Source organism: Alphaproteobacteria bacterium, assembly GCA_040218575.1.
In the GTDB taxonomy this organism is placed as follows: domain Bacteria; phylum Pseudomonadota; class Alphaproteobacteria; order JAVJRE01; family JAVJRE01; genus JAVJRE01.
This window is the reverse complement of record JAVJRE010000007.1, coordinates 60,817-79,453: the sequence shown is the minus strand read 5'-3', so window position 1 is coordinate 79,453 and position 18,637 is coordinate 60,817. Positions and strand designations below refer to the sequence as shown.

Annotated in this window: 19 protein-coding genes and 2 tRNA genes; 14 read left to right on the top strand and 7 right to left on the bottom strand. The window is 67.4% G+C overall.

Annotated elements, in window-relative coordinates; genetic code table 11:
* Positions 1 to 96: 96 nt before the first annotated feature.
* Complete coding sequence (locus RIE31_09840) at positions 97 to 1,116, bottom strand: amino acid ABC transporter substrate-binding protein (GenBank protein MEQ8640886.1); 1,020 nt, start codon at positions 1,114 to 1,116, stop codon at positions 97 to 99.
* Between the two features lie 533 nt (positions 1,117 to 1,649).
* Between RIE31_09840 and metC the strand changes: the two genes are divergently transcribed.
* From metC to RIE31_09825, 3 genes are read left to right on the top strand one after another with little or no spacing between them, the layout of a single operon-like run.
* The gene (gene metC / locus RIE31_09835; GenBank protein MEQ8640885.1) at positions 1,650 to 2,840 is read left to right on the top strand and encodes a cystathionine beta-lyase; all 1,191 of its coding nucleotides are present in this window, start codon (positions 1,650 to 1,652) and stop codon (positions 2,838 to 2,840) included.
* Positions 2,841 to 2,850: 10 nt separating this feature from the next.
* A complete protein-coding gene (locus RIE31_09830; GenBank protein MEQ8640884.1) occupies positions 2,851 to 3,381 on the top strand; it encodes a hypothetical protein in 531 nt (176 codons plus the stop codon).
* A gap of 6 nt (positions 3,382 to 3,387) precedes the next feature.
* Positions 3,388 to 4,182, top strand: a complete 795-nt coding sequence (locus RIE31_09825; protein MEQ8640883.1) for an SDR family oxidoreductase — start codon at positions 3,388 to 3,390, stop codon at positions 4,180 to 4,182.
* A gap of 12 nt (positions 4,183 to 4,194) precedes the next feature.
* On the opposite strand, the gene RIE31_09820 is transcribed toward RIE31_09825, so the two are convergent.
* The 4 genes from RIE31_09820 to RIE31_09805 all read right to left on the bottom strand — a co-directional run bounded on the left by RIE31_09820 (position 4,195) and on the right by RIE31_09805 (position 5,841).
* On the bottom strand, positions 4,195 to 5,238 hold the full coding sequence (locus tag RIE31_09820) for an alcohol dehydrogenase catalytic domain-containing protein (protein ID MEQ8640882.1): 1,044 nt from the start codon (positions 5,236 to 5,238) through the stop codon (positions 4,195 to 4,197).
* Between the two features lie 39 nt (positions 5,239 to 5,277).
* Positions 5,278 to 5,354, bottom strand: a tRNA-Arg gene (locus RIE31_09815).
* A gap of 24 nt (positions 5,355 to 5,378) precedes the next feature.
* On the bottom strand, positions 5,379 to 5,705 hold the full coding sequence (locus RIE31_09810; GenBank protein ID MEQ8640881.1) for an ETC complex I subunit: 327 nt from the start codon (positions 5,703 to 5,705) through the stop codon (positions 5,379 to 5,381).
* A 59-nt stretch (positions 5,706 to 5,764) separates the two neighbouring features.
* Positions 5,765 to 5,841, bottom strand: a tRNA-Pro gene (locus tag RIE31_09805).
* 149 nt (positions 5,842 to 5,990) lie between these two features.
* Between RIE31_09805 and RIE31_09800 the strand changes: the two genes are divergently transcribed.
* The 3 genes from RIE31_09800 (at position 5,991) to RIE31_09790 (ending at position 8,645) form a co-directional block, all read left to right on the top strand.
* A complete protein-coding gene (locus RIE31_09800; protein MEQ8640880.1) occupies positions 5,991 to 6,857 on the top strand; it encodes a 2OG-Fe(II) oxygenase in 867 nt (288 codons plus the stop codon).
* 83 nt (positions 6,858 to 6,940) lie between these two features.
* A complete protein-coding gene (locus RIE31_09795; GenBank protein ID MEQ8640879.1) occupies positions 6,941 to 7,606 on the top strand; it encodes a class I SAM-dependent methyltransferase in 666 nt (221 codons plus the stop codon).
* Between the two features lie 136 nt (positions 7,607 to 7,742).
* Positions 7,743 to 8,645, top strand: a complete 903-nt coding sequence (locus tag RIE31_09790; protein MEQ8640878.1) for a DMT family transporter — start codon at positions 7,743 to 7,745, stop codon at positions 8,643 to 8,645.
* 2 nt (positions 8,646 to 8,647) lie between these two features.
* Here RIE31_09790 and RIE31_09785 read toward each other — a convergent pair whose 3' ends face one another.
* Together RIE31_09785 and RIE31_09780 are read right to left on the bottom strand one after the other, a co-directional pair.
* Positions 8,648 to 9,184, bottom strand: a complete 537-nt coding sequence (locus RIE31_09785) for a DUF192 domain-containing protein (protein MEQ8640877.1) — start codon at positions 9,182 to 9,184, stop codon at positions 8,648 to 8,650.
* Complete coding sequence (locus tag RIE31_09780) at positions 9,181 to 11,067, bottom strand: ABC transporter ATP-binding protein/permease (GenBank protein MEQ8640876.1); 1,887 nt, start codon at positions 11,065 to 11,067, stop codon at positions 9,181 to 9,183. Before RIE31_09780 ends, RIE31_09785 begins: the two co-directional genes overlap by 4 nt.
* Before the next feature lie 382 nt (positions 11,068 to 11,449).
* Between RIE31_09780 and RIE31_09775 the strand changes: the two genes are divergently transcribed.
* The 8 genes from RIE31_09775 (at position 11,450) to RIE31_09740 (ending at position 18,581) form a co-directional block, all read left to right on the top strand.
* A complete protein-coding gene (locus tag RIE31_09775; GenBank protein ID MEQ8640875.1) occupies positions 11,450 to 12,115 on the top strand; it encodes a carbon monoxide dehydrogenase subunit G in 666 nt (221 codons plus the stop codon).
* A gap of 157 nt (positions 12,116 to 12,272) precedes the next feature.
* Positions 12,273 to 12,770 carry a (2Fe-2S)-binding protein gene (locus RIE31_09770; protein ID MEQ8640874.1) on the top strand — a complete coding sequence of 166 codons (498 nt, stop codon included), beginning with the start codon at positions 12,273 to 12,275 and terminating at the stop codon, positions 12,768 to 12,770.
* A 13-nt stretch (positions 12,771 to 12,783) separates the two neighbouring features.
* Positions 12,784 to 13,575, top strand: a complete 792-nt coding sequence (locus tag RIE31_09765; GenBank protein MEQ8640873.1) for an FAD binding domain-containing protein — start codon at positions 12,784 to 12,786, stop codon at positions 13,573 to 13,575.
* Between the two features lie 28 nt (positions 13,576 to 13,603).
* Positions 13,604 to 14,509, top strand: coding sequence for a MoxR family ATPase (locus tag RIE31_09760; protein MEQ8640872.1), 906 nt, complete (start codon positions 13,604 to 13,606; stop codon positions 14,507 to 14,509).
* On the top strand, positions 14,484 to 15,803 hold the full coding sequence (locus RIE31_09755) for a VWA domain-containing protein (protein MEQ8640871.1): 1,320 nt from the start codon (positions 14,484 to 14,486) through the stop codon (positions 15,801 to 15,803). The genes RIE31_09760 and RIE31_09755 overlap by 26 nt, the downstream gene beginning before the upstream one ends.
* 35 nt (positions 15,804 to 15,838) lie before the next feature.
* A complete protein-coding gene (locus RIE31_09750; GenBank protein MEQ8640870.1) occupies positions 15,839 to 16,165 on the top strand; it encodes an XdhC family protein in 327 nt (108 codons plus the stop codon).
* Entirely contained in the window at positions 16,162 to 16,923 is a 762-nt protein-coding gene (locus tag RIE31_09745) for an XdhC family protein (protein MEQ8640869.1), read from the top strand. Before RIE31_09750 ends, RIE31_09745 begins: the two co-directional genes overlap by 4 nt.
* The gene (locus RIE31_09740) at positions 16,920 to 18,581 is read left to right on the top strand and encodes a molybdopterin-binding/glycosyltransferase family 2 protein (protein ID MEQ8640868.1); all 1,662 of its coding nucleotides are present in this window, start codon (positions 16,920 to 16,922) and stop codon (positions 18,579 to 18,581) included. Before RIE31_09745 ends, RIE31_09740 begins: the two co-directional genes overlap by 4 nt.
* Positions 18,582 to 18,637: the final 56 nt, after the last annotated feature.

Below are 18,637 nucleotides of genomic sequence, written 5' to 3'. Positions count from 1 at the left end.
GCCCGTCATACTGCGCGGATGGTCAAACGATACGGGGTGCGATTGTCAGACAACCGCACCCCGCCTCGTCATAGTGCCTGTCTAAGCCAGTTTGGCTCAGCGCATCGGCATGGCGTACATCAGGCCGCCACTGGACCACAGCGCATTGGCGCCGCGCTCTAGGCCGAGCGTCGTGGCCGGACCCACATTGGCTTCATAGCTTTCGCCATAGTTGCCCACGTGCAGGATGATTCGTGCCGCCCAGTCGTTGGTCAGGCCCAGATTCTCACCAAGCGCACCCTCGCTGCCGAGCAGACGCTTGATGTTGGGATTGTCGCTGCTCATCATCGCGCCCACATTGTCGGACGTGACGCCGAGCTCTTCGGCTTCGATCATGGCGTACAGGGTCCAGCGGACGATGTCGCCCCACTGGTTGTCGCCGTGACGAACCACCGGACCAAGGGGCTCCTTGGAGATGATCTCCGGCAGGACCACATGATCGTCGGGGTTGCTCAGCTTGATGCGCTGGGCGGCCAGACCGGAACGGTCCGTCGTATAGGCGTCGCAGCGGCCGGCGTCATAGGCGGCGACCACTTCATCGGCCTTTTCAAACAGAACCGGCGTATAGGCCATATTATTGGCGCGGAAGAAGTCCGCCATGTTGAGCTCGGTGGTGGTGCCCAGATTGGTGCACACCGACGCGCCGTCCAGCTCAAAGGCCGACGTCACGCCCAGATCCTTGCGGACCATGAAGCCCTGGCCGTCATAGTAGTTGACGCCGACGAAATCCAGGCCGAGCTGGGTATCGCGCGACTGGGTCCACGTGGTGTTGCGGGACAGGATGTCCACTTCACCGGACTGCAGGGCGGTGAACCGCTCTTTGGCCGACAGCGGAGTGAACCGCACGGCGTTCGGATCGTCGAAGATGGCGGCCGCCACGGCGCGGCACAGGTCCACGTCGATACCCGACCAGTTATTGTTTTCGTCCGGATTGGAGAAACCCGGCAGACCCTGGCTCACGCCGCACTGGACGTGGCCCTTCGCCCGGACATCATCCAGCGTGGCCGCGGAGGCGACGCCGGTGAAGGCCAGGATAGCAGTCGCCGCACCGGCGACCAGATACTTGAGACTCTTCATGAACTCAGCCCCCCAAAGGATTATTCATCCGTTCGTTTCACCCGCCGGCCGGCCCGTCATGTACGACCGGCGAGGCGATTCCCGGCCCGCCTTTGTTTGGCTGGACCGGATCTGCGGGCGTCCCGGCCAGAACCCTGCTGGGTCCTCACCGGAATGTGGCGCAATGATGAAACGCCGGATACCGCTTGCCAAGCCCCGTCACCCGGCCTGTTTCCTGATAGGAATAAATCATCAGGCGACGAACCCGCCATGGTGCCCCTGCACCTCCGGGCTTTGGCCATGGGGCCGCCCCAGGAACGCGCCAGGCGCGCGCCGTGGGATCGCCCGTGGGATGGCCGGTGCGATTGCCGTCGGGACCGTCATGCCGCCAGTTGACGCCATGGCTTCCCCTCCATCTAATCGCCGGCAGCCGATGGCATACACCGTGTCGCCGCCGCCCGCGTGCCCCATGGTGCCGGCGGTGGCACCGGATACTGCCGGCCAGCAAGACACCAGCACGACATCAGCAAGACAGCGGAAAAAGGCGCCGAGACATGAAGGAAGATACAAAAATCGCCCATGCCGGGCGCCACCCCTTCGACAATCACGGGGTGGTCAATCCGCCGGTCTATCACGCCTCGACCATCCTCCACCCGACCGTGGCGGCCATGGAGGAGTCCCGCAAGGCCTTCACCACCGGCGCCAAGGTCACCGTCTACGGTCGCCGCGGCACCCCCACCAGCTATGCCTTTGAAGAGGCCGTAGCGGCGCTGGAGCAGGCGGCGGACGCGGTTGTCCTGCCGTCCGGTCTGGCCGCCATTACGGCAGCCATGCTGGCCTTCCTGAAGGCCGGCGATCATGTCCTGATGGTCGACAGCGTCTACACCCCGTCACGTCGCTTCTGTGACGGGTTTCTCGCCCGTTTCGGTGTTGAAACCACCTATTACGATCCGACCATCGGCGGCGGTATTGCCGATCTCATGCGTGACACCACGCGCATCGTCTATACGGAGTCGCCGGGCTCGCAGACCTTCGAGGTCCAGGACATCCCGGCCATCGCCCGGGCCGCCCATGCCGGCGGCGCCAAGGTGCTGATGGACAACACCTGGGCCTCGCCGGTCTTCTTCAAGCCCTACGACCATGGGGTGGACGTCTCCATCCACGCCGCCACCAAGTATATGGTCGGTCATTCCGACGCCATGCTGGGGGTCGTCACGGCGGCCACCACCGAGGACGCCCTGAAAGTGCGCAACGCCGCCAGCGAGCTGGGCTTCTCCACCGGACCGGACGATATCTATCTGGGCCTGCGCGGGCTACGCACCATCGGCGTGCGCCTGCGCCAGCACCATACCAGCGGCATTGCCCTCGCCCGCTGGCTTGCCGCCCGGCCGGAGGTGGCGCGGGTTCTCCACCCTGCCCTGGAGGACTTTCCCACTCACGCCTTGTGGAAACGGGACTTCAGCGGCGCCTCGGGCTTGTTCGGCGTGGTCCTCAAGCCGTGCTCGAAGGACGCCGTCGCGGCCATGCTCGACGGACTCAAGCTCTATGGCATGGGCGCCAGTTGGGGCGGCTATGAAAGCCTGATCCTGCCAACCCATCCCGAGGCCAGCCGCAGCGCCACCACCTGGGCGACGGACGGTCCGTGCCTGCGTATTCACTGCGGGCTGGAGGACATGGAGGATCTGACCGCCGATCTGGACGCCGGCTTTGCCCGCCTGCGGGCCAGCGACCGCCAGCCCGGCTGACGGCGAAGCCATGATTGCGGCCATTCCCCGTCCCTCCATCCTGCGCGCCGCCGCCCTCGCCCTCGCCGGCCTGCTGCTGGCGGCCTGCTATGAAACCTCGGCTGAGATCATCCCGCCCGACCAGGCCATCAGCCTGACCGACCTGCCGGGCAGCTACAGTGGCAGCGACGGCGCCGAAACAGAGATCGCCGCGATTGCCTTCTCCAATGACTATCGATTTCGCCGCGTTACGGCCGACAATGAACAAACCGTCGGCACAATCCGCATCATGCCGCTGACCGGGGACATCTATGTGGTGCAGATGGCCGACGATGACGACAGTGCCTACACCATCCTGTTCTATCGATTTTCCAGCGACCAGAACGGGACCGGCTTCAGTCGTGTGACGTCGGCGGCAACCGACGAGCAGCTTGTCGCCCTGGCCGCCAGCCATGGCGCAACCTATGACCCGGACTTCGCTGTTCTCGAAGGGCCGGCGGCAACCCAGCTGGCCTTCGTCCTGGCCCATGCCGAATTGCCGTTCACCACTGCCGACGAATGATGACCAATGACTGATACGCCCCGCCAGACAGCCGCGCCGCGTCTCATGCCGGGCAAGGTTGCGCTTGTCACCGGTGCCGGTTCGGGAATCGGCGCCGCCTGCGCCAGCGCCTTCGCCGCCGCCGGCGCCTCTGTGCTGGCCACCGACCTGGACCCGGCCGCTGCCGCCGCCACCGCCGCGACGATCCGCCAGGCCGGCGGTGCCGCCGACTCCATGGCCCTCGATATTGCCGACTATGATCAGGCGGTTGCCGCCGTCGCCCGCGCCGAGCAGCTCTATGGCGGCCTGCATGTGCTGCTGCACGCCGCCCTGTGGTTCGCGCCGCCCCACAAGGTGGCCGATATTCCGCTTGCGGTGTGGCGGCGCAACAGTCTGGTCAATTTCGACGGCTCATTCTACGTCTGCAAGGCGGCGATCCCGGCCATGATCCGTGCCGGCGGCGGTTCTGTCGTGCTGATTTCGTCCAACTATGCCCATGTGGCGGCCGAAGGCGGCTGGGCCCCCTATGACACGGTCAAGACCGCCTTGCTGATGCTCGCCAAGTCCATTGCCGTAGACCATGGAGCCGACGGCATCCGGGCCAACACCCTGTCCCCCGGCGCGGTGGAGACCCGCCGCCTGCTGGAACTCTATGACGGTGATCTGGCGGCGGCGCGCCGCGACGCCGGGCCGCGCCACCTGCTCAATCGTACGGCGCGGCCGGAAGAGATTGCCGCCGGCGCCGTATTCCTCGCCAGCGATGAATCATCCTTCATGACCGGCACCGATCTTCTTCTCGATGGCGGCATGACCGCCCGCTAGGGGCCGATCCCGTTAGAAGCTGGTGATAACGACGATGCCCCGCGTGTCATAACGACCCATGGACTCAAGAACCGGACCGGTTTCTTCCACGCCCACCTGCCGGGTCACCAGCCGTTCCGGCGCCAGCCGTCCGCTTTCGATCATGGCGAACAACGGCGCATAGCCGCCAAGCGGCATGCCATAGCTACCGATCACTTCCAGTTCGCGCCCCAGAATGGTGTCCGTCGGCAGCAGAATACCGTCGCGATCACTCTCCGTGGCAATGCCGATCTGGATGTGGCGGCCACGCTTGCGCAGGCTCATCAGGGCATTACGGCAGGTCTCGGCCAGCCCCAGCGCGTCCACCGCCACATGGGCGCCGCCGCCGGTCAAGGCGCGCACTGCGTCTACGGGATCATTGGCGCGGGCATTGACCGTGGCCACCGCACCCAGCGCCGCCGCCATCTCCAGCTTGGCCGGGTCCAGGTCCACCGCGATGGCCTGCGCCCCCAGCGCGCTGGCGATCTGCACCGCCGACAGGCCAACGCCGCCACAGCCATAGACCGCCAGCCACTCGCCGGGGCGGATGCGGCCGCGGTCCACCAGCCCATGCCATGCGGTCATGTAGCGACAGCCCATGCCGGCCGCGGCAACAGAACTCACCGCCTCCGGCAGGGCAATGGCGTTAAGGTCGGCGTGGGCCACCGGCACCAGCGGGCCAAAGCCGCCTGGCCACTGGGGGCTGAATCCCGGCACCCACGGATCGCTGCAGATATGCTGGTGGCCGTCGATGCACCAGGTGCAGACGCCGCAGCCGCCGCAGAACGGCACTACCACCCGCTCGCCCATCTTGACCCGCCGCACCTGCGGGCCGACCGCCACCACATGGCCGGCGATTTCGTGGCCCATGACCACCGGAAACTCCAGCGGCCAGTGGCCCTGCCAGACATGCCAGTCGCTGCGGCAAATGCCACTGGCCTCTACCTGGACGATCACGCCGTCGGCCGGACAATCGGGGTCCGGCATCTCCCGCACCACCAGCGGTTGGCGAAAGGCATCCATGACAGCGGCGCGCATTGGCGTCTCCCTGTTGCGGGCCGGGGCCGATTCCGGACCTGGTGCGCCCTGCAGGACTCGAACCTGCGACCGTCGGCTTAGAAGGCCGGTGCTCTATCCGGCTGAGCTAAGGGCGCGTGGTAGGCGCCGCCAGCCGCCCTCTAGTGGGTCCACGGACCGCGGCGGCTGGTGGCGAAATTGTCGGCATAGGCCTTGGCTCTCGGTGAACGCTCCTGCGGCTCTTCCACCTGATAGCGATAGCCATGGTGCTCGGCATAGGCGATGGCCTCGGCCTTGTCGGAAAAAGTCAGCCGCACCTGCGAGCGGGCATCGGCCGTGCCGGTCCAGCCCATCAGCGGGTCGCGCAGGCGCGGGCTCAGCGGCGCGAACTCCAGCACCCAGCGATGGGTCCTGGCGCGGCCGGACTGCATGGCGGTCTTTGCCGGTCGATAGATGCGAACGCGGAGATTCCTGTCACTCTGTCCCATGGCGCTGTCCGTCTGCCTTTTCGTCTGCCTGTCGCAACCTGTTGCAACCGGTGGTGGGCTGGTCGGGGCGAGAGGATTTGAACCTCCGGCTTCCTGCTCCCAAAGCAGGCACTCTACCAGGCTGAGCTACGCCCCGCGTCGCCGCGCCTATATCACGCCCTCGATCCTGTGGCGCCGCAACATACGGCCTTCGCCGGCGGGAAGAAAGCGTTAGCTGGCGGCGTTTGCCGGCGAGCAATGCGGTGCTAGGCTCCGGCCATGTCCGCCCACCCCGCACCGCGGCCCGTGATCCGCCCCCGTCCCGCCGAATCCACGGCGGCGCGCCTGTCGGCGGCAACCGCGCCGGCCGACCTGGTCAACCGTCTGCGTTATCCCCTCGACCGCCCGGAGAGCGATGCCTATGGCGGCCTCCTGCACCAGTCGCGCGTCCAGTTGGCGCAGGACCAGATTCTTTCCCTGTCGGGATTTCTGCGGCCGGCCGCGCTTACCCTGCTGACGGAAGAGGCCCGCGCCCTGGCGCCGCGCGCCCATCGCTTTGAAACCATGGCCAGCCCCTATTCAGAGGACCTGTCGGCGGCCGACGACACCAGCCTGCCGGCCAGCGACCCGCGCCGCCTGCGCCTGCGGGCCGCGCACGGTATGGTGGCGGGCGACTTTATCGGCGGCGACAGCGCCATTCGTCGCCTCTACCAGTGGCCGGCACTGGCGAACTTTCTCGCCCATGTTCTGGACCTGCCGATCCTCCACCGCAGCGCCGACCCCATGGCCGACGTCAATCTGCTGGTCTATCGGCCCGGCGATGAGAATGGCTGGCACTTCGACACTTCGGAGTTTGTCGTCTCCCTGCTGCTGACCCGCGCCGACGAGGGCGGCGAATTTGAGTATGTGCCCATGCTGCGCCAGCCCGGTGACGAATGCCGGGCCGAGGTAGCGGAGGTGATGCAGGGCGCGCGCGGCCGTGTGCGCCAGGTGTGGCAGGCGCCGGGTACCCTCATCCTGTTTCGCGGCAAATATTCGTTGCACCGGGTGACGCCGGTGACCTTTGGCGGGCCGCGGCTATTGCTGGCCTTTGCCTTTTCCGCCACGGAGGGCCATATGGCTCCCGACGGCACCCGCCAGGCCCTGTACGGTCGCACCCAACCCCTGACCTGACCCGGCCCCAACCATTACCGCGCCCGCCCGTGTGATGGTCATCGTCATACGTCATCATAATGCGGTCGCCACGGAGGATTTTCATGAGCAGCAAGACTCTCAACATGTCCGACGCCCTGCACGCCTTCCTTATGGACGCGACCATCCAGGAGACCAAAGAGCAGATTGCACTGCGTGACGCCACCGCCAGCCATCCTTCCGCCGGTATGCAGATCTCGCCCGAACAGGGTCAGCTCATGAAGGCCCTGATCGCCATGCTCGGCGCGCGACGGGCCATAGAGGTCGGCACCTTCACCGGCTACAGCGCGTTGACCGTGGCCCTTGCTCTGCCGGCCGACGGCAAGCTGGTGGCCTGCGATGTCTCTGACGAATACACCCGCGTTGGCCGGCCCTTCTGGGACCAGGCCAAGGTGGCGGACAAGATTGACCTGCGCCTGGGCGCGGCCATCGACACGCTGGATGCGATGATCGCCGCTGGCGAGTCCGGCACCTATGACTTCGCGTTCATTGATGCCGACAAGGAAAACTATGACGGCTATTACGAGCGCTGCCTTACCCTGCTGCGGCCGGGCGGCGTTGTCGCCATAGACAATGCCATCTGGGGCGGCGCCATCGCCGATCCGTCAAAGACGGACTCATCCACCGAAGCGATCCGCGCCGTGGACCGCAAGGCCGGCAGTGATGATCGGGTAATATCCGCCATGGTGCCGATCGGTGACGGCCTGATGCTGGCGGTAAAGAAAAGCTAAACCGGGGCCGCGCCGGCGGATGACAACGCCTGGCCCGTGACCGGCCGTCCGGGGCCTCCGGCTCCGCGGGGCTTGACCGGACCGGTGGGCCGGGCCATTCAGGCGGTACCTTGACCCCATCTGCACGGCGCACCCCATGAGTACGCAATCCTACGGTCGCGGCATCGCCCTTGCCGCGGCCGGTATGCTGGTCATCAGCCCCGATGGCCTGCTGATCCGGCTGCTCGACGCCACCGGCCCCTGGCAACTGGTATTCTGGCGCACTGCCTTCATGGCCCTGGCGCTGGCGGTTGGTCTGGCCATCGCCTATGGCGGCCGGCTGCTGCCGATAGCGCGGGCCCTGGGCGGTGGCGGGTTGCTGGCCGGCATCATCATTGGCCTGTCCAATGTCACCTTCGTCGGTGCCATAACCAACACCACCGTCGCCAATACGCTGGTGATCCTGGCGACTCTGCCGCTGTTCGCCGCCTTGTTCGCCCGCGCCATCCTCGGCGAACGGGTGGCGCCCCGGACCTGGGCGGTGATCGCCGTGGCCTTCGCCGGCATGGTGCTGATCTTCGCCAACTCACTGGGCGGCGGCAGCCTGACCGGCGACGCCCTGGCCCTGCTGACGGCGGCGCTCTTCTCTCTCGGCGTGGTGATCCTGCGCCGCGCCGGCAACCGCGACATGACCGCGGCCCTGTGGGTTGGCGCCATGGTGTCGGCGCTCATCGCCCTGCCCCTGTCCCTGGCCGGCCCGTCGGGCCTCAGCCTGTCAGGTCTGGTGGTGCCGGCCGGCGACATGGCCATTCTCGCCCTGCTCGGCCTGCTGATTCTGCCGCTGGCCTTCACCCTCTATATCGCCGGCGCGCGCTATGCACCGGCGGCGGAGATCGGGCTCATTTCCCTGTTGCAGACGGTTCTCGGACCGCTGTGGGCGTGGCTCGGCGTCGGCGAACGCCCGGCCGCCGCGGCGCTGGCCGGAGGCGCAGTCGTCATTGCGGCCATCGCTATCAATTCCACTCTGCCCCTGCTCCGCCGTCGGCGGCGGCCCGCCTGAACCTACTGCAGCGGCCGGCCGAAGATCGGGTGGTTCACCTTGTCGCCGCGCCGGATATCCAGGCGATCAACAGTGCCGCCCCGCAACTCGATCACCGCGCGGACCGGGCCGCCCGGATCAATCACCGTCTCCGACAGGGGGGTGGCATTGCGCACCACCACAAAGATGCGGCCGGTCTCGTCAACGAACAGCATGTCCAGTGGCACCAGTGTATTGCGCATCCACATGGCGATGCGTTGCGGCCAGCCATAGTCGAACAGCATGCCGCCATCAGCCGCCACCTCGGTCCGGCACATCAGGCCGCGGGCGCGCTGTTCCGGCGAGTCCGCAAGTTCGACCGAGAAGTCATGGCGGCGCAACGGCGATTCGATCTGCAACCGGGTGGCGCCAAACTCCACGCTTGAAGCCGGACAGGGGCGGGCATCCTGGCCGTACGCGACATTGCTCACCAGCGGCGGGGCCGGCACCGCAAGCAGCCCCGTCCCCACAGCCAGGATCGCCAGCAGGGCCATCCGCCAGGAATATCTGCGGGCTATCACGACTCCTCCTCCTCGCTCTCTGGCGCGCCATGCGGAGGTGCCCCCGGGGTGGCGCCCGACCTGCCCACCGGTGTGCCAACTGGCGCAAACGCCCGCTCGAAACTGTCACGCACCGAGACTTGCCGCAAATCCTCCTCGCCCCGCGCCATGGCCAGTTGTTGCTGCCGCCACATGCCCGCATAAAGCCCGTCCGGCCGGGTCAGCAGCTCGCCGTGCCGTCCCTGCTCGGCGATGTGGCCGTCCTTGAGCACGATGATCCGATCGGCATCGATGATGGTGGACAGTCGGTGGGCGATGACCAGAGTGGTGCGGTTGGCCGAAATACTCTTCAGCGCCTCCTGGATTTCCTTTTCCGTGTGGGTGTCCAGCGCGCTGGTCGCCTCGTCGAACAGCAGGATGCGGGGCTGCTTCAATATGGTCCGGGCAATAGCCACCCGCTGGCGCTCGCCGCCGGACAGCTTCAGGCCGCGTTCGCCGACCACCGTGTCATAGCCTTCCGGCAGGGTTTGTATGAACGCGTGGATGTGGGCCAGCTTCGCCGCTGCTTCCACCTCCTCGCGGCTGGCATCCGGCCGGCCATAGGCGACGTTGTAATAGATCGAGTCGTTGAACAGGACGGTGTCCTGGGGAACGATGCCGATGGCCCGGCGCAGGCTGGCCTGACGCACGGTCCGAATGTCCTGGCCGTCAATCCGGATGGCGCCGCTATTGACGTCATAGAAGCGGAACAGCAGACGCGAAATGGTGGACTTGCCGGCGCCGGATGGTCCGACGATAGCGACGGTGTGGCCCGGCGGCACCGTGAAGGACACATCGTGCAGCACCGTGCGGTCCGGCCCATAGCCGAACGCCACATGGTCGAACCGCACCTCACCGGCGCCCGGCGCCAGGTCCGGCGCGCCGGCTTCATCGGAGATTTCCGGCGCTTCCGCGCCCAGCGAAAACATATCCTCCAGGTCGGTCAGCGACTGCTTCATCTCGCGATAGACGAAGCCCAGGGCGTTCAGCGGTATATACAACTGAATGATGTAGGAATTGACCAGCACCACGTCGCCCATGCTCATACTGCCATCGGCGACGCCGAAGCCGGCCATGATCATCAGGGCGGTCGCGCCGACGGCGATAATCATCGCCTGGCCCACATTGAGCAATGACAGGCTGGACTTGCTCTTGACCGCCGCATCCTCATACGACCGCCGGGCCCGGTCGAAGCGTCGCGCCTCATGCAACTCATTGCCGAAATACTTGACCGTCTCGTAGTTGAGCAGGCTGTCAATCGCCTTGGTGCTGGCGGAACTGTCCATCAGGTTCATGGCCCGCCGGAACTTCAACCGCCATTCCGTCACTGCGAAAGTAAAGACCACATAGGCGACCAGAGTGACGAACGTTACGACCGCGAATCTGAGCTCATAGAGGTACAAAAGCACGCCGGCGACAAAGAGGATCTCCAGAAAGGTCGGGATAATGGAGAACAGCACCATGCGCAGCAGATATTCGATGGCCCTGATTCCACGCTCGATAGCGCGGCTGATACCGCCGGTCTGGCGGTCCAGATGAAAGCGCAACGACAAGGCGTGCAGATGCTGGAACACTTCAAGCGCAATGGTGCGCACCGCCCGCTCGCTGGGTCGGGCAAACACCGCATCGCGTAATTCAACAAAGGCCTGGGACAGGAAACGGGCCACGCCATAGGCCAGGAACAGGGCGATCGGCACCACCACCACCGCCAGTTCCGGCACGTCCAGCGCATCCACCGCCTGCTTGTAATACAGCGGCGCCACCACCGTCGCGCCCTTGGCCGCCACCAGCAGGACAACCGCGGCCACCACCCGCAGGCGCAACGCCGGCGCGTCGGCCGGCCAGATATAGCGCGCCAGGTTCATGAGAACGCGGGAATCCGCCCGCAGCGTATCGCGCCACGTGGCGCCTGGCCGGCGGCGGCTCAAGACGGACCCGCCGGAACTGGCGGACACGCAGGGGGCGGACACATTGGGAAATAGCGGATCAGGACAGGCTCCGGGCGGATCAGGAATGAAAACGGCGGCGAACCGGCACACACAGGCGGCCGACAGGCAGCCGGCAGGCCGCCGCGCTTTCTATCATATAGTCGCGCCCGGCAGGATGGCCCGCGGCCCGCCCGCACCGCCGCCCCGTCTTGTTGTGCCGCCGCCGGACGCCGCCGGCGGCGAGCCGCGTTTGCCTGTGGCCCGCGGCCGGCTACAGTTGGCCTCGATATCCGCGACGATGACGCAGGCAGGTGTCGCCATGGACATGACCGGAGAATACATCATTCCGGCACCGCGCGAGGTTGTGTGGCGGGGCCTCAACGACCCGGCTGTCCTGGCCCGCGCCATACCGGGCTGCGAATCCCTGGAGCGCGACGGCGAGACCGGCTTTACCGCCCGCGTCGCCGCCCGCATCGGACCGGTCCGCGCCAAGTTCACCGGCAAGGTGACGCTCAGCGATATTGAGCCGCCGCGCGCCTACACCCTGACCGGTGAAGGCAAGGCGCCAGCGGCCGGGTTCGCCCGTGGCAGCGCGCGGGTGGAGCTGGCGGAGACCGACGACGGTCAGACCCGCCTGACCTATACGGTGACCTCCAGCGTCGGCGGCAAGCTGGCCCAGATCGGCAGCCGCCTGGTGGATTCCGCCGCCGCGAAAATGGCCAATGAGTTTTTTCAGAGCTTTTCCGATGTGGTCGGCGGCGACCATGCGGAAAGCGAAACGGCGGCAACCGTCGGCGAACCGGTCCCGCCGCGTGCTGCCGCGCCGACGGCGCCGCCGCCGCACGTGCCCGAACCCGATCATCTGGTGCCGCCGCCCATCTCCCTCAGCAGCCGGCGCAGCCTGTCGCCACGGGTATGGATCGGCCTGTTGATCGGGCTGGTCATAGCCATTCTGGTGGTGGTCGCGCTCTCCGCCAACGGTTAGCGCAAGGCGCTGGTATGGCGGGCGGCGGTTGACGCCCGCCAGGCGTCGCCGCACACTTGCCGCTCGAATCGACGCCTCAGCCGTGGCCGCGCCCGGCCGCTGGTGTCGCCTGCCTGTTTCACTGCCTGCCCGTTTCACTGTCTGCAAGAGGATGCCCATGCCCAGCGTGTCGCTGACCGTTAATGGCCGCGCCGTTACCCAGGAAGTGGAGAACCGTACGCTTCTGGTTGAACTGCTGCGCGAAAAGCTGGAATTGACCGGCACCCATGTGGGCTGCGACACGACCCAGTGCGGCGCCTGCACGGTGCATGTGGACGGCAAGCCGACAAAAAGCTGCACCATGCTGGCGGTGCAGGCCGCCGGCGCCGAAGTGACCACCATCGAGGGCCTGGCCGACGGCGTGAAGGCGGACGGTGAGACCGACGGTCTGCACCCCATGCAGGCTGCCTTCCGCGAGCATCACGGGCTGCAGTGCGGCTTTTGCACGCCGGGCATGATCATGAGCGCCGTGGCCCTGGGCGAGGCCAATCCCGACGCCGATGACGCGGCAATCCGCCATTGGCTCAAAGGCAATCTCTGCCGCTGTACCGGCTACCACAACATCGTCAAATCCGTGGCCGCCGGGATCAAGGCCATGGCCGCCACGAACCGCTGAACGGGGATTCCGAATGCACGATTTCGCCTTTCACCGGCCAACATCGCTAAAAGACGCCCGCGCCCTCTTCGCCCGCTGCGACGATGCCAGCTATCTGGCCGGCGGCATGACCCTGCTGCCGACCCTCAAGCAGCGACTGGCCATGCCCAGCGACCTGATCGACCTGTCGGCGGTGGGCGAGCTTGTGGGCATCACCATTACGGATAGCACGGTGACCATCGGCGCCATGACGCCCCACGCCATGATCGAGACCGACAAGGCGCTGGCCGCCGCCGTTCCGGTGCTTGCCGCCATCGCCCGCCAGGTGGCCGACCCCATGGTCCGCAGCCGCGGCACCATCGGTGGCTCGCTGGCCAACAGCGATCCGGCGGCGGACTGGCCGGCCGCCGCTCTCGGACTCGGCGCCACTCTGGTCACCGACAGTCGCGAAATCGCCGCCGATGATTTCTTCACCGGCCTGTTTGAGACCGCTCTCGAGCCCGGCGAAATCCTCACCGCCATTCGCATCCCCCGGCCCAGGCGGGCGGCTTATGAGAAATTCTCCCAACCGGCCTCGGGGTTCGCGCTGGTCGGCGTCCTGGCGGCGGAGACCGCCGACGGCCCGCGCGTGGCGGTGACCGGCGCCGCCGCTTGTGTCTTTCGCCAGACGGCCATGGAACAGGCGCTGGCGGCATCATGGTCGGCTGACGCCGTGCGCGCCGTCGCGGTATCCGCTGACGGCCTCAACAGCGATATCCATGCGGCGGCGGACTATCGAGCCCATCTCGTCTCGGTCATGGCCGGCCGCGCCGTGGCCGCGGCGTGAGCCGACCCGCCGTCCGGCCCCCCTCCGCATGATCGCACTGCCGGCATCGGTTGACGCCACCGGCGACCTGTTGTCGGGCGGTGACTATGTGGCCGACCGCAGTCTGGCGACGGTCCTCTACCTGTCCCTGGCGCTTGGCCGCCCTCTGTTTCTGGAGGGCGAGGCCGGTGTCGGCAAGACCGAAATCGCCAAGGTTCTGAGCACGACCCTGGGCCGCCGCCTCATCCGGTTGCAGTGCTATGAAGGCCTCGACGTCAATGCCGCCGTCTATGAGTGGAACTATGCGGCGCAGATGATCGCCATTCGCGTTGCCGAGGCCACCGGCGACCGTGACCGCGATATGATCACCAGCGACATCTTCTCGCCCCACTACCTGATCAAGCGGCCTCTGCTCGATGCGCTGGAGCCGGACCTGGCCGGCCCGCCGGTGCTGCTGATCGATGAACTGGATCGCACGGACGAGCCGTTCGAGGCCTATCTGCTGGAAGTCCTGTCTGACTGGCAGGTGACCATTCCCGAGGTCGGCACCATCCGGGCGGAGAAGCCACCCATCGTCATCATCACCTCAAACCGGACCCGCGAAATCCACGACGCGCTGAAGCGGCGCTGCTTCTATCACTGGATAGACTATCCGACCGCCGCCCGTGAACTGGACATATTGCACGTCAAGGCGCCGGACGTGGCGGCGGACCTCAGCCGCCAGGTGGTCGCCTTCGTTCAGCGGCTGCGTGACATGGACCTGTTCAAGCTGCCGGGTGTGGCTGAAACCATTGACTGGGCCAACGCGCTCGCTGCCCTCGACGCTACGGCGCTGGATACCGCCACGGTCGACTCCACCCTTGGCGTCCTGCTCAAGTACCAGGACGATCTGGCGCGGGTGCAGGGTAGCGAAGCCGCCCGCATCCTGGATGAGCTCCGCAGCCAGCCCGCCTGAGGGCCATCCTGGCTCCGGCGGCGCCGGCGGGCCCGGCGGGCCCGGCGACAATGACGCCGGCGACCAGGCCGGCCAGATCGCCCGCAATTTCATTGCCTTTGTTCGCGCCTTGCGCGCGGCGGGTCTGGCCGTCGGGCCGGGCCAGATGCTCGACGCCCAGCGCGCCGTCCAGGCGGTCGGCCTCGAACGGCGCGAGGATCTCTACTGGGCGCTGCACGCGGTACTGGTCCACCGCCGGCCGGAGCATGAGATTTTTGATCAGGCGTTTCGCGTCTTCTGGCGTGATCCTGGTCTGCGCGACTCCATTCTGGCCCTTGCCTTCGGCCCTCAGGGCGCCGTTGACGAAGCCGGGTCAGAAGCCATCAGCCGACGTGTCGCCGAAGGGCTTGGCCTTGGCCAGGCCACGGCCAACCGGGTCAAGCAGGTCAGCGACCAGAAGGACAGCGATGGTCCGCCAGGCCACACCGCCGAAGAAAGCCTGAACGACAAGGATTTCGAGTCCATGACCGAGGCGGAACTTTCCGCCGCGCGGCGGGCCATCGCCCGCCTTTCCCTTGACCCGTGGCAGGTGGCCACCCGCCGCCACCAGCCGGCAACGCGCGGACCCATCCATGCCCGCGCCAGTTTGCGCGCCAGCCTGCGCGCCGGTGGCGATCTCATTCTGTTCCGTCGCCGCCGCCGTCGTCTCAGACCGCCGCCGATCGTGGTGGTCTGCGACATTTCCGGCTCCATGAGCCGCTATACCGAAATGGCGCTGCATTTCATGCACGCGATCACCAGCGACCGCGACCGGGTTCACAGCTTTGTCTTCGCTACCCGCCTGACCAATATCAGCCGACTGCTGCGTCAGCGCGACCTGGAAGTGGCCCTTGACCGGGTAGCCACCGTCGTCACCGACTGGGAGGGCGGCACCCGTATCGGTGCCGCCCTGGCCGACTTCAACCGCACCTGGTCGCGGCGGGTGCTGACACAAGGGGCGATGGTTCTGTTCATCACCGACGGCCTGGATCGTGAAGGCGCCACCGGCATGGAGCGTGAAATGGAACGGCTGCACCGCTCTTCCCGCCGTCTTATCTGGCTGAACCCGTTGCTGCGCTATGCGGCCTATGAACCGCGCTCCACAGGCGCGGCCGTCATTGCCCGCCATGTTGACGATTGGCAGCCGGTGCACAATCTGAAGAGTCTGGAGGCGCTGGCCCGCTACCTGTCACGGCCGGCGCCGCGTCGCTTCGAACCCCGTTCCGCCGCGCTTGCGCCCGAACTGCCGCCTGACATGAAAGCCGCCATCCCATGAGCCAGAGCGACCCCCCGCCAGCCCCCGCACCGGCTATGGACCCCGCACCAGGCGATCCGATTGCCGTCGCCGCCCGCTGGCGCGCCGCCGGCCTGGGCGTTGCCCTGGCCACTGTGGTCAGCACATGGGGCTCATCGCCCCGGCCGGTCGGCAGCCAGTTGGCGGTGGATGAACACGGCAACTTCGTCGGCTCGGTGTCCGGTGGCTGCATCGAAGGCGCGGTGGTGGAAACGGCGCAACGGATTATCCGTCAGGGCGGCGTCGAGCTTCTCGACTTCGGTGTCAGCGATGACGACGCCTGGGCGGTGGGCCTCGCCTGCGGCGGCCGCGTCCAGGTGTTTGTGGAGCGGCTCGACTCATGAAGGCGGCCCTGTTCGACGCCATCGTCGCGGCCGGCCGCCGCAAGCGGCCGGTTGCCACCGTCACCGATCTCAACGACGGGGCGCAGGCTCTGGTCACCGCCGACTCTGTCACCGGCTCCCTGTCTTTGGACGCGGCGCAAATCGCCGAGTCCCGGGCCATGCTGGCCGGAGAGGCCTCCGGCCTGCTGCGCGAGGCCGCCAGCCCAGGTGGTGACGGTCCTCGCCTGTTCGTCCATGTCTATGCCCTGCCGCGACGCCTGGTCATCGTCGGCGCCGTTCATATCGCCCAGGCCCTGGCGCCCATGGCGCGTCTCGCCGGCTATGCGGTCCAGATCATCGACCCGCGGGGCGCCTTCGCGACGCACGCGCGCTTTCCCGACTGTGATCTGCAGGTGGCCTGGCCCGATGATGTGCTGCGCAACTCGCCACCGGACAGCGGCACCGCCATCGCCGTCCTGACCCATGATCCGAAGATTGACGATCCCGCCCTGCGTGTCGCCTGCCCCGGACCGGCTTTCTATATCGGCGCCCTGGGCAGCCGCCGGACCCACGCCAAACGGCGCGAGCGGCTGGCCGCCGAGGGTCTGACCGCGGCCCAGCTTGACCGCATCCATGCGCCCATCGGTCTGGCCATCGCCGCCCGCTCGCCGGCCGAGATCGCAGTTTCGATCCTGGCCGAGATCACCGCCGTGCGCCGCGGCGGCGTCCCGGTTGCCGGCCCGCAGGCAGCGTCTGCGACCCCGGCCGCCGCGTCATGATCTTCGACTCGCTGCCGGTGGCCGAGTGCGCCGGCGCCATCCTCGCTCATTCCACGCGGTTGGCCGGCCACGCCAGCGGCCAGTTCCGCAAGGGCCGGCTGCTGTCGGCCGACGACATCGCCATTCTCGCCGCCGCCGGCCACACCCATCTGATGGTTGCCCGCCTGCAAGACGGCGATGTGGCGGAAGACGCCGCCGCCGCTCGCGCCGCCGCGGCCCTGGCCGGCCCCACTATCACTGTCACCGCCCCCTTCACTGGCCGGGTCAATCTGGTGGCGCCGACGGCCGGTCTGATCACCGTTGATCGGGCTCTGGTGGACCGCTTGAACGCCATTGATGAATCGCTCACCGTCGCCACCCTGCAACCCTTCGCTGCGGTCAGCCCCGGCCAGTTGCTGGCCACCGTCAAGATCATTCCCTTCGCCGCGCCGCGCGCCGCGCTCGACCGGTGGGAGCGCATCGCCGCCAGCGCCCCTCACCGGGCCATCGGCCATGCGCCGTTCCGACCGCTGGTCGCCGGGCTGATCCAGACCCGACTGCCTGGCCTCAAGGACTCGATCCTCGACAAGACCGCTCGGACGCTCGGCCAGCGCATGTCCGATCTCGGCGGCGTTTTGCTGCCGGACCGCCGTTGCAATCATGATCCGACGGCCATCGCCGCCGAACTGGGGGCCCTGCGCCAGGCCGGCGCCACCTTGCTGATGGTCTCCGGTGCGTCGGCCATCACCGACCGCCGCGACGTGGTACCCGACGGCATCACCCGCGCCGGTGGCCGGATTCTCCATTTCGGTATGCCGGTGGACCCGGGAAATCTGTTGCTGCTGGCGCGCCTCGACGGCCTCCCTGTCCTTGGCCTGCCAGGTTGTGCCCGCTCGCCGGCGCTCAACGGAATTGACTGGGCGCTGCAACGGCTGGCCGCCGGCCTCGAACTGAGCGGCAGCGACCTCATGACCATGGGTGTCGGCGGCTTGCTCAAGGAAACCGGCGAGCGACCGCAGCCGCGCAGCGGACGGGGTGCGCCCGGCGGCGCGGCCGGCCAGGCCCGGTCAGCAGCCGCGGCGGCGGAGGTGCCACAGGTGGCGGCCATCGTCCTCGCCGCCGGCCGCTCCAGCCGCATGGGCGACACCAACAAGCTGCTGGCGGCCAGCGGCGGCCGGCCTCTGGTGAGCCACGCGGTGCAAGCGGCCACAGAGGCCGGCTGTGACCCGGTCATAGTCGTCACCGGCCATCAGGCCGAGGCGGTGGAAGCGGCCGTGGCGCACAGCCCGGCGCGTATCGTCACCAACCCGGACTATGCCAGCGGCCTCGCCTCATCTCTCCGCGCCGGGCTGGCGGCGCTACCGGACTCGGCTGACGGCGTGGTGGTTCTGCTGGGTGATATGCCACGGGTCAGGGCCGGTCATGTGGCCCGCCTGCTGGCCGCTTTTGATCCGGCGGAGGACCGTTCCATCTGCGTCCCCACCCGCAACGGCGAATGGGGCAATCCGGTGCTTTTCGCCCGCGCCTATTTCAGCCAGATCATGGCGCTGGACGGCGACCGCGGGGCGCGCGCCGTGCTGCGCCGGTATCCTGACCATGTGGTCGAGGTGGCCATGGACGACGATGCGGTGCGTCTCGATGTTGACACACCCGATGACCTGGCCCGTCTGAACCGCTGATCGACGGTAGCCCCGTCCGGAAAAAGGGCCGCTGCGGTTTCCCCTGCGGCCCCGGC

Bases quoted from the DNA above. Each gene is read 5' to 3' on its own strand.
- RIE31_09840 (MEQ8640886.1), bottom strand. From the start codon at position 1,116: ATGAAGAGTCTCAAGTATCTGGTCGCCGGTGCGGCGACTGCTATCCTG.
- metC (MEQ8640885.1), top strand. From the start codon at position 1,650: ATGAAGGAAGATACAAAAATCGCCCATGCCGGGCGCCACCCCTTCGAC.
- RIE31_09830 (MEQ8640884.1), top strand. From the start codon at position 2,851: ATGATTGCGGCCATTCCCCGTCCCTCCATCCTGCGCGCCGCCGCCCTC.
- RIE31_09825 (MEQ8640883.1), top strand. From the start codon at position 3,388: ATGACTGATACGCCCCGCCAGACAGCCGCGCCGCGTCTCATGCCGGGC.
- RIE31_09820 (MEQ8640882.1), bottom strand. From the start codon at position 5,238: ATGCGCGCCGCTGTCATGGATGCCTTTCGCCAACCGCTGGTGGTGCGG.
- RIE31_09810 (MEQ8640881.1), bottom strand. From the start codon at position 5,705: ATGGGACAGAGTGACAGGAATCTCCGCGTTCGCATCTATCGACCGGCA.
- RIE31_09795 (MEQ8640879.1), top strand. From the start codon at position 6,941: ATGAGCAGCAAGACTCTCAACATGTCCGACGCCCTGCACGCCTTCCTT.
- RIE31_09790 (MEQ8640878.1), top strand. From the start codon at position 7,743: ATGAGTACGCAATCCTACGGTCGCGGCATCGCCCTTGCCGCGGCCGGT.
- RIE31_09780 (MEQ8640876.1), bottom strand. From the start codon at position 11,067: ATGAACCTGGCGCGCTATATCTGGCCGGCCGACGCGCCGGCGTTGCGC.
- RIE31_09775 (MEQ8640875.1), top strand. From the start codon at position 11,450: ATGGACATGACCGGAGAATACATCATTCCGGCACCGCGCGAGGTTGTG.
- RIE31_09770 (MEQ8640874.1), top strand. From the start codon at position 12,273: ATGCCCAGCGTGTCGCTGACCGTTAATGGCCGCGCCGTTACCCAGGAA.
- RIE31_09765 (MEQ8640873.1), top strand. From the start codon at position 12,784: ATGCACGATTTCGCCTTTCACCGGCCAACATCGCTAAAAGACGCCCGC.
- RIE31_09760 (MEQ8640872.1), top strand. From the start codon at position 13,604: ATGATCGCACTGCCGGCATCGGTTGACGCCACCGGCGACCTGTTGTCG.
- RIE31_09755 (MEQ8640871.1), top strand. From the start codon at position 14,484: ATGAGCTCCGCAGCCAGCCCGCCTGAGGGCCATCCTGGCTCCGGCGGC.
- RIE31_09750 (MEQ8640870.1), top strand. From the start codon at position 15,839: ATGGACCCCGCACCAGGCGATCCGATTGCCGTCGCCGCCCGCTGGCGC.
- RIE31_09745 (MEQ8640869.1), top strand. From the start codon at position 16,162: ATGAAGGCGGCCCTGTTCGACGCCATCGTCGCGGCCGGCCGCCGCAAG.
- RIE31_09740 (MEQ8640868.1), top strand. From the start codon at position 16,920: ATGATCTTCGACTCGCTGCCGGTGGCCGAGTGCGCCGGCGCCATCCTC.